The sequence below is a fragment of the Shewanella sp. A22 genome (assembly GCF_053850585.1).
Map to the genome: position 1 here is coordinate 1 of NZ_JBSQBN010000030.1, position 13,521 is coordinate 13,521.

A 13,521-nucleotide genomic window follows, 5' to 3' on the forward strand; every position below is an offset into this window, starting at 1 on the left:
CAGGTATTCCACTTCTGTGTTACATCGATTTAAAAGGCAACAACCATTTCTACATCAATGTGCCTTGAATTGAAAAACCTGAGAGACTCTGAACTGACCAGATATTTAATGGGATTGGTATAACTACACCACAGAGTCTCTTCTTTGTACAAATGACCAACAATTCGCTGCAAAACCAACCTTGAAAGATCTACAGGCCCTAGCTTACTTATTAATTTTTCGAGCATTAACACTAACGATAATAAAAACCAGGAACAATATGTCTAAACGTAAAGTTCACTCTAGGTTCTGTCACTTTTAGCCGTTTAGGCAACGCATGTTGCCAAGTTTGTTGCATCCCAGCATGCATAATCAGTAAATCACCGCAGCCTAAAGCAAAATTGACTTTGGTATGCTGATATTTATGGCGCACCACAAAATCTCGTGTAGCGCCTAAGGTGACAGAAGCAATCGCGGAACCACTGACAATTTCAGGTTCATCATCACTGTGCCAGCCCATGCAATCATGCCCATCGGCATAATAATTAACTAACACCGCATTACTATCGAAGTGGTAATCAACACGTAATTTATCTCGTAATCGTCTCAATAGCCTTGGCCAAGGTAAAGGTGAAATTTGCACTTTAGAAAAGCGGTAATCGCATCCGGCATCACCAAACCAGGCTTGAGTGCGGGGAATAAGATGCGTCTTACCATATACTTCAATTGCAACCCGTTCTAAAGGATAACCTTCAACTTCAGCCAGTAAAAGTTGTTGCTGTTTGGCTGATAAAAAACCTCTAATAAGTGTTACTGGCGGGTGTAATGTATGAGCTTCCATATGGTTGGCGGAAACAGGGTCGGACACTTGAACATGTGACGATGGCGTTATATCGACCTCTTCGAAATCAAACCCATGTTGAAATACCAGCAAAACGCCTCCTTTAATACGAAGAGAACAACCGAGTTAAAATCTTCAAACCGATTATTGACAACCTAGTGGCTTAAAACCAGTGCTTTATTTTAGCAATCCATAAACCCGATACCACAATAATAGCCATCAGCAACAACACCGCAAAATAACCAAACTGCCATTTCAGTTCCGGCATATTGTCAAAGTTCATCCCATAAATACCAGCAACTAATGTTAACGGTAAAAAAATCGCGGTCACCATGGTGAGCGTCATCATCACTCGATTGGTTTTATGGGCACTAACGGATATATAGCCATTAATTAAGCTATCGACTAAGCCTTGGTAAAGACTGGCTCGGCTCGATAATCGCTCAAACTGATTATACAAATAACTCAATTGTTCATAGTCCATCTTAATATGCAAGTGACTGTCATCCCGAAGCAACTGTTGCAATATTTCTTCGTGATAACTAAATGAACGCTTTGCTTTTTGCAACTTACTACTATAAGCAATTAACTCTGCTAACAAATCATCAGAAGACACCTCAAAAATTTCATCTTCAATTTCACTTAAACGCTCTTCCAATGCCAACATCACCGCCAAATAATCAATCACAATTTGGCGCATCAACTCAAAGCTCACTCGGCTCATTTCAACACTATCGAGATAACCTTGAGAACAGATCCGTTGGATAACTTTATTCACACTAATAGAGGGCTTTAAGTGCTGAGTCACTAAAAAACGCTCATTGACATGTAGCAATAACTGGCTGCGTTCAAGCAGAAGGTACTCTTCACGGTCTATTAGTTCGTGGGTTAACAAATACGAGTGGCTACTAAATTCTTCAAACTGGGGAGGATGGCGTTCCCGCAGTGCTTCTTCAAAATCCAGGTGATCAATACCAAAGTAAGGGTACTGTTTAAAAAATTGTTGGCTATGTTGGCCTGTGATATCTACCCATATCAAATGCTGTTGCGGATCATATTCGGCCATAAGACTATCATCGCCTTGAGACAACAATTGACCTTGTCCATTGAATAACAGTATCTGAATTGTCATGAATGACCCTTTAAGTAATGAATAAGATGCACTTAACGAGCGACTAGAGATTCATCAACGACCTCAAGATGCTGTTTAATTTGCTTAAAATGGCTATTCACCCACGCGCTACTGATTGGACCCCAAGTTGAAATACGGTAATAACCGTCATTATGGCGTTTACCTTGTTGCACAAAATCCACTTCAATACCGATATCAACAAATGCAGCAATGGCATCTTGCAACGTTCTTCTGGGCATAAGCGTCAATTTTTGTAAGCTCAATAAATTGTGCTGTTCTTCATCCAGTAGGTGCGCTAAATACAACTTTCGTAAAAATGCTTTTTGTGACTTATTAATCACGCCATTATTGAAAAACATTCTTCACACATCCTATTTTGTTAACATCATTGACTTGAAATTACTGTATCTGTAGCCAATCACGCAAGCACTATTGCTTGAGTGAAGCCATAGTGGCTTAATTAATCGCAAATTTAGGGTAATAAGAGCATTATCAATAACCCTGACTACCTAAGTAGAGACAATCTGGTATAGTTTTTACACTATATAACCTATAGGAAACGAATAGACATGGATACGCCGCCGCATTTAAAGAGCCCAGTTGCACAACCGCAATTTAATGAGCCAACAACGATCAGTGATGATTCGACAAAAGAAACATTGCCCCATACATACAACCACGGTCCACGTTTATCTCAAGATGAATATATTCAGCTTGCCGACTTACCACTGAGTAATATTGATCCTAATTACCCTAAACTAGTACTGATAATAAGTAGCACCGTGGCCGTAGTTATTATAACAATCTTAACTGCATTTTTATTCATCGCTGAACCGCTGCCATTAGCGATAGCAACAGTCGGCTTGTTATCAGCCTGTGTATTGGCAGCGCTAATGATTAAGCTTATCCACCTTAAAGCCTCCAAAATTGCTTACGGATTGTTTAATCATGAAATGGTACTCCGTAAAGGTTTATTTTGGGTAGCAACTACGGCACTGCCATACACTCGGCTACAACATGTTAATTTATCTCAAGGGCCTATCGAGCGTAAATACAATATAGTGACCCTAAAATGTTTTAGCGCAGGCAGTGGATTAGCTGAAATAGATCTACCAGGGCTTAACGCCGATTTAGCTGAACATATACGTCAACATTTGTTGACCCAAGCCGCAGCAAATCACCCATTACGTGACAATACTCGCAAACCTACGTCAACTAATATTGAGATAGCCTCCCAGTCTATTCAGCATCCTCAACAACAGGATAATCTCAATGGATAAGCCATCGGCAACATCAGGCCATAACCAGCCAAGCAATACTGCAGATATTCGTGTTAATCTAGCAATAGATAAGCATATTACTGATACAACCGATAGTGTTGACGCCCAGCCAGATATCAATACTGCGACGAGTCATTTACAACAGTGGCAAGCACTATCAGCCTGGTCCATCGTCAGTTATATTTTTAGCACCTTAAAAAATGTGTTTAGTAATGGTTTCGCTATCGTACCAATCGTTTATACGGGCTGGCAGCAAGGCTTTGATATGCAATGGGGCATTTTAGCGTCGAGTGTTTTACTTATACTGGTGACACTTTTCGCGATAATTGAATGGCGTAAATTTCGTTTTCGTCTTAATCACCATCAGCTGGAAGTCAAGCGCGGCTTAATATTTACTAAAAAGGATGAAATTCCTCTCAGTCGAATCCAAAACATCCGCTATGAACAACCGTTTTACTTTAAACCACTGTCGCTCGGAACCCTCATTATTGAAACTGCGGGGTCTAAAAAAGACGAAGCTCATTTAGCCGCCTTAGATACACAACAGGCCCAAACATTAAAACGTTTACTATTAAATTTAAGCCATGCAGAGACAACTTCAGCAGACGAGCAGCAGGACAATACACAAGCAAACATTAATAATACTCAACCAATAGTGCGTAAAAGATTAAGTGATTTAATCTTATTTGGTTTCTATCAAAATAATTTTATCTGGTTTGCCGTCATCGCAGGCCCCATAGCAGGACAAATTGACTGGGATAAAATGTTCAGCTCCCCACTCGCACAACAGTTTTGGTTATGGTTCCAGCAACAAACTCATCAGAATATAGGCTTGCAGACCATCATGGTCATCGTGGCCTTATTTGTGATTTACAGTCTGTTTTCGTTAATTTCTATTCTTGCGGCAATATTAAAATATCATCCATATCAGCTCGATAAACATGATGATTCTTTACAACGAAGCGGTGGGGTAATTTCACATCAACAAGATGGATTATCCATAAAACGTATTCAATTAATCCATGTTCAACAACCTGTTATGGCCAGATTATTTAATCGTTGGACCTTATATTTCAAGCAGGTAAAAGGACATGAAGTCGAACAAAAAACGAAACAGCACATGCTAATACCGAGTGTAAAGTCCGATGAAGTTGAATCACTTTTAGCCAAAATCCCCCAACTATGTGGCGGCGCCACCGCATTGCCTAAAAGGTATACGCCTATTCATATCAACTGGTTAATCAAACGAATTATTTGGCCACTGCTTGCGGTCACCCTACTCACAACCATAGGTTATTATGACAATCAAAGTATTGGTTTTTTTGAGTTTATTTGGTTTTTCACTACTATGTTGGTGCTTGCAACTTACATTCGTTACAAACAATGGGGCTATGTAATAAGTGACCAAGTCATTTGGCAACACACTGGTTTTTTCGGTCAACAATGGAAACGGATTGCATTTGAAAAAGTTCAACACGTTAAAATAACCCAAACTCGCAACCAAAAGCGATCTAAACTGGCCTATATTGAAATAGGATTAGCTAGCGGATCCCTAGTATTTCCATATATACCGATATCAGTAGCAGAACTCATTATTTCACGGTCTCTCAATGCAACAACCCAAGATAACACCAATTGGATTTAGTATCATGGAACTCACAAAAAAGATCACCGCCAACGATGTTATTGATTTTTGGTTTGTTCAAATATCCCCCAAACAATGGTGGATAAAAGATACCGATTTAGATTTACAGATAAAAAACACATTTGGCACCACTTTACAGGCGGCTATCAAGGGTGAGTTACAACACTGGCGTAAAGACACTCAAGGTCGATTAGCAGAAATTATCGTACTAGACCAATTTTCACGTAACATTTATCGCGATACCCCTGCCGCATTCTCTGCAGACAATATCGCATTAGCGTTAGCCCAAGAAGCTGTGGCACTAGGGTGTTTATCACAGTTGTCGGCACAACAAGCTGGTTTTTTAATAATGCCTTATATGCACAGTGAATCGATAAAAATCCACCAGCAAGCTTTACCATTATTTGCACAATATGCACCGAATAATCTACAGAGCGAACGCCAACATCAAGCTATTATTGCGCAATTTAACCGTTACCCTCACCGAAATGCACTCTTAAAACGCGAGTCAACGGCTGCTGAAGTGGCATTTTTAAACCAACCGGGGTCAAGCTTTTAGCCAGCCCCCCAAGCAACAACTATTTGACCACCAACACAGGGCACTCAGCTTTATTAGCAACCGCTTCGGCAACATTATCATGCAAAAAATGTGATATTCCAGTTCTACCATGACTGGCAATAACCACCATGCCAATGTCACCACTATTCGCTTCTGCCAAAATTTCAGTAATGGCATCACCACGTCGAATAATGGTCTCAATCTTTAAGTTGGTATTTAACATGCCTAATAATTCATGCATTCGACTGGCGGCGGCATCTTCCATACTTTTCGCCAATTCCTCTGGTGTCATGGCAAGGATCATATAATTCTCATCCCCAAAAGGCTGATCGACAACGTGTAAAATACGAATGCCAACTTGATATAGATTAGCCATTTCAATGGCATATCTTAAAGCATGTGACGCAGTATCAGAAAAGTCAGTAGGCCATAAAATATTACGTGTACGCATGTTGTTATCCTCCAAAAAGACGTGAACGTTACATATTGTTATATCATGGTACCCACGTCGCGGTTAACCCTCTTTCAAGGTTAAGTGTAGTCAGTCTTCATGACACAATTAGTGATCGAAATCAAAACAAAGCCAGAAACTTGCTTTGGATCAAAATACAACATAATATCAGACCGACTAATCAGTCGGCTTTAACTATTAAAACTGAATGATATACATTTTCTTACCGGAGAAGAATAATGAACATGGCCGTTGATCAAACCGTTACCCCGCTAACTCAATTACTGGATGCCCAACGCAGCCGTTATTTAGCTCAGCCAGCTCCAAGTTATCACTCGCGTGTAGCCAAATTAACTCAATTGAAGCACGCATTGCTTGATCAGCAACAAGCCATTATTGAAGCATTAAATACTGATTATGGTCATCGCTCATCAAACGACACCGTTATCTCCGATATTCTACCTTGCATCAATAACATTAATTACACCATCAAACACCTAAAGTCGTGGATGAAACCAAGCCACCGCCATGCAGGGCTATTACTTTCCCCTTCTAAAGTGTTAGTGCAATATCAACCCTTGGGTGTAATCGGTATTATTGTGCCGTGGAATTTCCCTATCATGTTATCAATGGGTCCATTAGCCACAGCCATTGCAGCAGGCAATGGCGCCATGCTAAAAATGTCAGAGTTCACTCCGGCAACCAATGCAGTCTTACGTAAGATGTTGGCGACGATTTTTGAATCGTCAGAAGTGGAGTTAATTGAAGGTGAAGCTGAAGTTGCCGCAGCGTTTTCATCGTTGCCGTTTGACCATATTTTATTTACAGGTTCAACGGTGGTTGGCCGCCATGTGATGCGTGCAGCAGCAAACAACCTGACACCTGTGACATTAGAGCTAGGCGGAAAATCACCAGCGATTATTGCACCAGATATGCCAATTGACACCGCTGTTAAGCGGCTTATTTTTGGCAAATGCTTAAATGCAGGTCAAATCTGTGTCGCACCTGATTATATACTATGCCCTAGCGATAAAGTTGATGCGTTTGTTGCAGCCTACCGTGCTAGATTCAATAAAATGTACCCAAACTTTGCCAGCAATGAAGATTACGGCAATATTATCAATGACAGACAACACCAGCGCTTAATAAAAGTACTTGAAGATGCAAAGAGTAAAGGTGCCAAAGTGGTATCTGCAACTGATGACCCTATTGCAACAAGCTCGCGTAAATTAGCCACCCAACTGATCACTCAAACCACTGATGATATGCTGCTAATGCAAGATGAAATTTTTGGTCCTTTGTTACCGATTATTGGCTATCAAAATATTTCTGAAGCAATCAATTATGTTAATCGAGGTGATAGGCCTCTTGCTCTTTACTTAATGAGCTTTGATGATAAAACTCAACAAGACGTTTTGCAGCAAACGCATTCGGGCGGTGTGTGTATTAATGACACGGTATTCCATGTTGCTGCCGATGATGCACCGTTTGGAGGTATTGGCCCATCAGGCATGGGACACTACCACGGCAAAGAAGGTTTTTTAACATTTAGCCACGCAAAAACCATATTAAACAGTGGTAAAATTAACACAGGCATTTTTGTCCATCCACCTTATGGTGGCTTGATCCAGCGACTGCTAATGAAGTTCTTCCTGCGCTAACCACGCCACATTGTCGCAAGGGTAAGTATTACGTTAACCAGTAATACTTACTGACGCTATCTCGAAATAAAACTGTCAGTATTTAATCTGATTTGCTAAATGAACGCTAGATAAACCGCCCCAACCTAAACAGGCATTTTGACTCAATGAGCAGCACATCCATTATCACTACAGATAAAAAACAAGCTATTTTAGACTCAGCATTACAACTCTTTGTCACTAAAGGCTTTAACGCGACATCAACGGCATCGATAGCAAACACGGCAGGGGTGGCAACTGGCACTTTGTTCCATCATTTCCCGACAAAAAAAGACATCATGAGTCAGCTATTTCTATCTGTTAAACAAGAGTTTGCGACTAACATGGTCAACAGCACTCATTTTAGTGGTGACATAGAACGCGATGCTAATACCCTATGGCAAAAAGCCATCGACTGGGCCATTGCACAACCCTTAAAACAGCTATTTTTCTTACAATATTCAATGTCCGCAGACATTGATGCCGACGTAAGAAAACAAGCAATGAACAGTATTTTAGGGTTTGTTGTCGATTTGATTAATCAAGGCAAGCAACAACAGATTATTGCCGACATCCCAAATGATTTATTGCTTGAAAATTGTCATGGACAATACTTAGCTGCCATTCGCTTTTTTACTGACAATCCGCATTTAGGTGATAATGGCATTCACAGACAAGCCAGTTTCAGGCTATTTTGGCAAGCAATGAAAGCCTAACCCAATCATATATAAAAGTAATTAATCTAAACTAAAACCTGATAAGTCAATGTTATCACTCTCTGATTCTGCAATTTTATCGAAATCTAACTCAGGAGTATGCGACGTTTGTTGACTTTGTAACTCCAATTGTTTTGCTTTATGAATAGCATACTGACGGCGCTTTTTACGTTGTACACACAAGCGTATTACGTCTTGTTTTTGTAACTCGCTGTAGTTCATCCAGTTAAATCGTTCATCACGACTGCGCAGACACCCCGCACAATAGCCACGACTGTCCGACTGGCAAATGCCAACACAGGGACTGGGCACCGCAAAAAAACTTAACTGTTCCATCATTAGTAAATGTGACTCCAACTTATTAATTTGGAAATTAACACTTATAATTAACATATACGATATAGTGTTTTTTACATTTTGGCTGACACATCCAAAGACATTCTCAGCCAACCTTATGATTAAGGTTATACTAATTGAGCTAATTTTGTACATTATTGCAAGTTAATGGGAGGATTTAATGACAACATTAACGCGTTCTAATCAATGGTTTCTGCGTATGATAGTTTGGCGTAAACCAATTTTCCTGCTGTGCGGCCTGCTTCTGTTAAGCTCTTGTGCGACAAAAACCAAGCAAGATTATGATGTAAATTACGACTTTTCGGTGCTCAAAACATTCAATCAACTCAGTGCAAAACACACTGATGATCCATTAACCGCAGACCGAATTAATCACAATATAAAGCAAGCTTTACTTAAACAAGGTTATGTATTTGAAACAAATAATCCTGACTTTCTCGTCAATTATGCTTTTAGCACGCAACACAAAGAAAACGATTCCGGATTATCGATTGGCCTAGGTTCTGGCTCTTGGGGCTCAGGTGGCGGAGTGAGCATTGGCACAAGTATCGGTATTCCGCTAGGCAGTGACACCGCTAAATCTCAAACGATTCAAATTGATATTATCGACCCCAGCGACAAACGTTTGATTTGGCGTGGTAATGGTCAGTATCACTTTGATCAAGGTGGTGAGGATAAAGCAAAAGACATTAACAAGCTGGTGAGCGCTATCTTGGCGCAGTTTCCTCCCCTCAAGTAACGTTAACCGTTATAAGCCGCTATTTAACGGCAATGTTTTCACATTGACAATTTGCGCATGATTGGCCCAATAGACACAAATATCTGTTTAGCAATTACCTTCTACACGTTAGACTAGCCGCCACACTACTTTATTGACCCAGTTGAAATGACGACCGATACATATAATCATGCTGTACTCACGCTAGCGCTTGCCGGACTTGATGCCATTAACACCTCTGCATCACAGCACAAAGCGGTCAGAACACCTGCCCAGGAAAGCCATTTTTTATGTAATTGGATGGTTGAGTCATTAAAAACAAAACGATTCTCTAAGCTAGTCGCAGACGATTTAACCGCCTGGATCCGTCAAGCTCGAAGCCAAGGTGCTGCAGCACAACTCACACAACTACTCACTTGCATTGCCGATCAATATCAGCAAGCGAACAATAGCGTTATCGCCTCTGGAGCAGGACTAAAAAACCTATTAGCCGATCTCACTTCACAGGAATGGGTGGTGATCACCGATACCGACATTGATGCTAAATTAAAGCTAGACAGTGACGGAAAGCCCAGTTTGATCATTTCAGCAAAAGAATTTAATCAACATCTTGTCGAAGACAAGATAATCAAGCCAATTTCAATGTATGTTCGTGGGGATGAAAAATTACTGGCCCGTTTGGCTTTAAAACAAGGTTTATTACTTAGCCAAGGTAACAAGAAAACATCGTTAATCAAACATCACAAAACTTACCTACTAATGCCTCAAAATAAGCATCCAAGTTTGTGTTTGCTTTGTCTTGATCTATATTAATCGGTTGTTATTGGTATTAAATCAATAGCAGACTAGAAACAAGGAATCACCATGAACAAATGCTTGAACGCAATAGTCTGTTTTGTGGTGTTTTATTGTGGTTCAGTCGCTCAAGCTAACACAGTTCTAAAATACAACGTTAACGCCTCAAGTAATTGGGTTCCTTATTACGTCCCACACTCGTCAAATAACCCTGGCATTTTAGGTGAACTGGTGCCGTTATTGCTTGCTAAAGCCGATATTGGCATCGAAAAACACAATTACCCTCCCAAAAGAACTAACTATGCGCTAGACAACGGCTTATTAGATTTCGACTTAGTGAGCCCTAGCTGGTTTTCAAATGAAGATTTAGGTCCGCTTTTTGTCCAATCAGACCCTATCATGGCGATCCAAGAAAATATCATCACCTTAAACTCAAAAGCCCAAGACTGGCAGAACCTCGAAAAGATAAAAGGTAAAAAAATAGGTACAGTGCGAGGATATTTGTATCGCGATGATAAAGAGTTTACCCGAGTAGACTTTGTTTCAGAACGAGAACTCATTAAAGCACTACACAAAAGTCGTGTTGAATGTGCAATATCTGGTGATTTAACCGCACTGTATTGGGCCAGAAAGCTTAACAGTCCAATTGCGCTAGCGGCAGTTCATTCTAAAGGCTATTTAGTGATGCGCCTTCGAAAAGAACATCTATCATTACTCCCTAACATTAACGCTGCAATTGCAGAGCTTCAACAAAATGGCACCACTCAACGAATTATAGATAAGTACATTAAACAAGATGTATTTAACATCAACTCGGATTAAACGGTCGGATAAGTAAGGCAAAATAACAAACTCAGCCTATTACTTGTTATTTTTATGAGCTCGACACATTCGCCTATGATTAGCGACGTTATGCCACACTGCTAGCGAGAAAAAGGTTGTTTAATAAGCGCTTTATCATGAGAAGAGGTGATTTATTAACCCCCGCCACATTAAAACGGATTCACACTGTAACCTTCATTCGCCAATACTGCATGTGCTGTTAAAGCCGATAACGCCATATCAACGCCGGGCAATAGATCGTCTTGAGTAATATTATAGTAAGCAGCAGTTTGGCCACACACATAAAATTTAACCCCTTGTTTAACTAACTGGGCTATTAGGTCAGTATTAGCATTTCTCTGCCCTGCATTAAGCAGCTGATAGAAACTATCCTTAGTCATATCATTCGCGGCTTTACCATGCACGACCATGGCGAGTGAAATATCTTCAAGCTTAACTCCTGCGGCCACATGCATATTAATAAAGCGCGCTAATGTATTAATATTGCGGTTTAACTCTGCCGGTTTAGATGCGTTACCTAAATCAAAAGCGACTTTAAACTTCATACCTGCCGGTATAACTAAGCTACTATTTACTTCAGCCACTTTGCCATAATTTTTAATCACAGGCCCAGGTTTAAATGCTTCAACACCCGCATTTGCCATAAAAGATACACAAGCCATCATGGCAAACATCGCTGAACAAGCTGCACTTTTGGCAACTAAAGAGAAGTCAATTCTCATTATTATCATATTCCTTATTATCATTTTTATGTTGATACTTTTTGCTACTTTAGCACAGATTTACGCTTAGATTTTTCGCCGTATCTGAGTATAATTGAGCCTAAAATAAGCGAAAATTAATCAATATGCCAATACGCCCCATTTGCCCATCTGACTGGCCTGCCATAATGGCAATACAAGCCCAATGTTATGTTGAGTTAACACCAGAATCTCTTAGTGTCATGCAAAGTAAATGGCAAGCATCACCGACAACTTGCTTAGTGTTTGAGCAAAACAATACGGTGCTAGCTTATGCATTAGTGCATCCTTGGCCACGTGGCGATGTGCCATCATTAGATACCGAGATAACCAAGCATAACACCACTGGCAGCTGGTATTTACACGACATGGCCATTTCGCCAAGAGCGCAAGGCATGGGCGTTGGTAAGCAATTATGTGCTTATATCATTAATCAAGCCAAAACATCGATGGCTAACGGTATTGGGCTTGTCGCAGTACAAGGCGCACAAACATATTGGCAGCAGCAAGGTTTTAAACCAGAATCAACTTCTACCAAGTTGACAGCATCACTCAGCAGTTACCCTGTTGGTGCTTGTTATTTATATTTGTCATTATCATAAGGTCTGTATCATGCATCCAACGGCTATCACTATTGGGTTATTATGCTGTAGTAATGTGTTTATGACCTTTGCTTGGTATGGCCATTTAAAAACATTAAATAGCAAACCTTGGATTATCGCTGCTTTAGTGAGCTGGGGGATCGCCTTATTCGAATATTTATTACAAGTTCCTGCGAATCGGATTGGTTATACCGTAATGAACGTGGGACAATTAAAGATTCTGCAAGAGGTCATTACCTTAAGTCTGTTTGTTCCTTTTGCTGTTTGGTACCTCAAAGAACCCCTCAAACTCGATTACTTGTGGGCAGGATTGTGCATCCTAGGTGCTGTATTTTTTATTTTTAGAAGTGAATTACATTAATTTCAGGAGTTCGCATGGCGCGCCAAGTGATTTATACCTTTAAAGGCCAAACCAAAACTATCGCCTTTAGCTATGACATACACCACGATCTTTATGAGGCTGCAGCAGAAGCAGAGGGGATCGATTTGAAAAAATTTCTCGCTATGGAACAACAAATTGCTTTGACCTCTAAAAAAGGCGCCAAAGCAGAAAAAGAGTATCGTAAAACTGAATTTGCACGTTTTGGTTTTACTAGCATTAAATTTGTTCGCGAAGATGATGAAGTCTAGCCATTGGCTAATCTTAAGGAATATCCATGTTAAATTCAGAGCACGCTAATTTCCCTCGGGCCAGTTTTGTGCGCCGTTTAGGAGCGATAATGTATGATTCATTTCTTGCGATTGCGGTATATATGTTAGCGGGAGCGTTAGGTTTTGGTTTTTTCTTCGGCTTGCAAAGTACCGGACTTATTGCGATGAATGGATATGAACATGTATCCGACTTACTCAATAAAACACCCATTTACCATGGTTTTTATCAACTCTGGATAGCCATTTGTGTTGGTGGATTTTATGCTGTTTTTTGGAGTAAAGGTGGTCAAACATTAGGCATGCGCGCCTGGCGGCTTAAAGTTCAACATCCTAATGGACAAAATCTAAGCTTCATTACCGCGTGTGCTCGGGTCGTTTGGTCTATTTTAGGTATTGGTAATCTTTGGATTCTTATCAACGATGACAAATTAGCATTGCAAGACATGATGACTCGTTCAGAGGTGGTAGTGTTATCTGTTGAAGCCAATCAAATGCGAAACTGGCATGGGGCGTAGTAGTACCGCGCTTAGTTA

The 13,521-nt window shown here is 40.4% G+C and carries 18 protein-coding genes; 12 read left to right on the forward strand and 6 right to left on the reverse strand.

Features of this window, described 5'->3' with window-relative positions:
- Positions 1-232: 232 nt before the first annotated feature.
- From ACWXWT_RS07610 to ACWXWT_RS07620, 3 genes are all read right to left on the reverse strand, one after another.
- Positions 233-820 carry an alpha-ketoglutarate-dependent dioxygenase AlkB family protein gene (locus ACWXWT_RS07610; protein WP_456041047.1) on the reverse strand — a complete coding sequence of 196 codons (588 nt, stop codon included), beginning with the start codon at positions 818-820 and terminating at the stop codon, positions 233-235.
- A 163-nt stretch (positions 821-983) separates the two neighbouring features.
- Positions 984-1,952: a magnesium transporter CorA family protein gene (locus ACWXWT_RS07615; protein ID WP_456041009.1), complete on the reverse strand. Its 969-nt coding sequence runs from the start codon at positions 1,950-1,952 to the stop codon at positions 984-986.
- Positions 1,953-1,984: 32 nt separating this feature from the next.
- Entirely contained in the window at positions 1,985-2,311 is a 327-nt protein-coding gene (locus ACWXWT_RS07620) for a winged helix-turn-helix domain-containing protein (RefSeq protein ID WP_456041010.1), read from the reverse strand.
- A gap of 210 nt (positions 2,312-2,521) precedes the next feature.
- On the opposite strand from ACWXWT_RS07620, the gene ACWXWT_RS07625 reads away from it, so the two are divergent.
- From ACWXWT_RS07625 to ACWXWT_RS07635, 3 genes are read left to right on the forward strand one after another with little or no spacing between them, the layout of a single operon-like run.
- Positions 2,522-3,232, forward strand: coding sequence for a PH domain-containing protein (locus ACWXWT_RS07625; RefSeq protein ID WP_456041011.1), 711 nt, complete (start codon positions 2,522-2,524; stop codon positions 3,230-3,232).
- Positions 3,225-4,877 carry a PH domain-containing protein gene (locus ACWXWT_RS07630; RefSeq protein ID WP_456041012.1) on the forward strand — a complete coding sequence of 551 codons (1,653 nt, stop codon included), beginning with the start codon at positions 3,225-3,227 and terminating at the stop codon, positions 4,875-4,877. The genes ACWXWT_RS07625 and ACWXWT_RS07630 overlap by 8 nt, the downstream gene beginning before the upstream one ends.
- A gap of 4 nt (positions 4,878-4,881) precedes the next feature.
- Entirely contained in the window at positions 4,882-5,436 is a 555-nt protein-coding gene (locus ACWXWT_RS07635) for a DUF924 family protein (protein ID WP_456041013.1), read from the forward strand.
- A 19-nt stretch (positions 5,437-5,455) separates the two neighbouring features.
- Here the strand turns inward: ACWXWT_RS07635 and ACWXWT_RS07640 are convergent, their stop codons facing one another.
- Positions 5,456-5,887 (reverse strand): universal stress protein, encoded by a 432-nt coding sequence (locus ACWXWT_RS07640; protein WP_456041014.1) that lies wholly within the window; start codon positions 5,885-5,887, stop codon positions 5,456-5,458.
- Positions 5,888-6,126: 239 nt separating this feature from the next.
- Between ACWXWT_RS07640 and ACWXWT_RS07645 the strand changes: the two genes are divergently transcribed.
- Together ACWXWT_RS07645 and ACWXWT_RS07650 are read left to right on the forward strand one after the other, a co-directional pair.
- The gene (locus ACWXWT_RS07645; RefSeq protein WP_456041015.1) at positions 6,127-7,548 is read left to right on the forward strand and encodes a coniferyl aldehyde dehydrogenase; all 1,422 of its coding nucleotides are present in this window, start codon (positions 6,127-6,129) and stop codon (positions 7,546-7,548) included.
- A gap of 146 nt (positions 7,549-7,694) precedes the next feature.
- On the forward strand, positions 7,695-8,282 hold the full coding sequence (locus tag ACWXWT_RS07650; RefSeq protein ID WP_456041016.1) for a TetR/AcrR family transcriptional regulator: 588 nt from the start codon (positions 7,695-7,697) through the stop codon (positions 8,280-8,282).
- Positions 8,283-8,303: 21 nt separating this feature from the next.
- Here ACWXWT_RS07650 and ACWXWT_RS07655 read toward each other — a convergent pair whose 3' ends face one another.
- Positions 8,304-8,618, reverse strand: a complete 315-nt coding sequence (locus ACWXWT_RS07655) for a DUF1289 domain-containing protein (protein WP_456041048.1) — start codon at positions 8,616-8,618, stop codon at positions 8,304-8,306.
- Between the two features lie 223 nt (positions 8,619-8,841).
- Between ACWXWT_RS07655 and ACWXWT_RS07660 the strand changes: the two genes are divergently transcribed.
- The 3 genes from ACWXWT_RS07660 (at position 8,842) to ACWXWT_RS07670 (ending at position 10,974) form a co-directional block, all read left to right on the forward strand.
- A complete protein-coding gene (locus ACWXWT_RS07660; RefSeq protein WP_456041049.1) occupies positions 8,842-9,378 on the forward strand; it encodes a DUF4136 domain-containing protein in 537 nt (178 codons plus the stop codon).
- A gap of 147 nt (positions 9,379-9,525) precedes the next feature.
- Positions 9,526-10,170, forward strand: a complete 645-nt coding sequence (locus ACWXWT_RS07665; RefSeq protein WP_456041017.1) for a DUF2913 family protein — start codon at positions 9,526-9,528, stop codon at positions 10,168-10,170.
- A gap of 51 nt (positions 10,171-10,221) precedes the next feature.
- Positions 10,222-10,974 (forward strand): substrate-binding periplasmic protein, encoded by a 753-nt coding sequence (locus tag ACWXWT_RS07670; protein ID WP_456041018.1) that lies wholly within the window; start codon positions 10,222-10,224, stop codon positions 10,972-10,974.
- A 170-nt stretch (positions 10,975-11,144) separates the two neighbouring features.
- Here the strand turns inward: ACWXWT_RS07670 and ACWXWT_RS07675 are convergent, their stop codons facing one another.
- On the reverse strand, positions 11,145-11,717 hold the full coding sequence (locus tag ACWXWT_RS07675; RefSeq protein WP_456041019.1) for a DsrE family protein: 573 nt from the start codon (positions 11,715-11,717) through the stop codon (positions 11,145-11,147).
- Between the two features lie 167 nt (positions 11,718-11,884).
- On the opposite strand from ACWXWT_RS07675, the gene ACWXWT_RS07680 reads away from it, so the two are divergent.
- The 4 genes from ACWXWT_RS07680 to ACWXWT_RS07695 are packed head-to-tail and all read left to right on the forward strand — an operon-like array spanning position 11,885 to position 13,503.
- A complete protein-coding gene (locus tag ACWXWT_RS07680; RefSeq protein WP_456041020.1) occupies positions 11,885-12,337 on the forward strand; it encodes a GNAT family N-acetyltransferase in 453 nt (150 codons plus the stop codon).
- A 10-nt stretch (positions 12,338-12,347) separates the two neighbouring features.
- Positions 12,348-12,698, forward strand: coding sequence for a DMT family protein (locus ACWXWT_RS07685; protein WP_456041021.1), 351 nt, complete (start codon positions 12,348-12,350; stop codon positions 12,696-12,698).
- Between the two features lie 14 nt (positions 12,699-12,712).
- Positions 12,713-12,967 carry a DUF2960 domain-containing protein gene (locus ACWXWT_RS07690; RefSeq protein ID WP_456041022.1) on the forward strand — a complete coding sequence of 85 codons (255 nt, stop codon included), beginning with the start codon at positions 12,713-12,715 and terminating at the stop codon, positions 12,965-12,967.
- 26 nt (positions 12,968-12,993) lie between these two features.
- Complete coding sequence (locus ACWXWT_RS07695) at positions 12,994-13,503, forward strand: RDD family protein (protein WP_456041023.1); 510 nt, start codon at positions 12,994-12,996, stop codon at positions 13,501-13,503.
- The last annotated feature ends 18 nt before the right edge of the window (positions 13,504-13,521 follow it).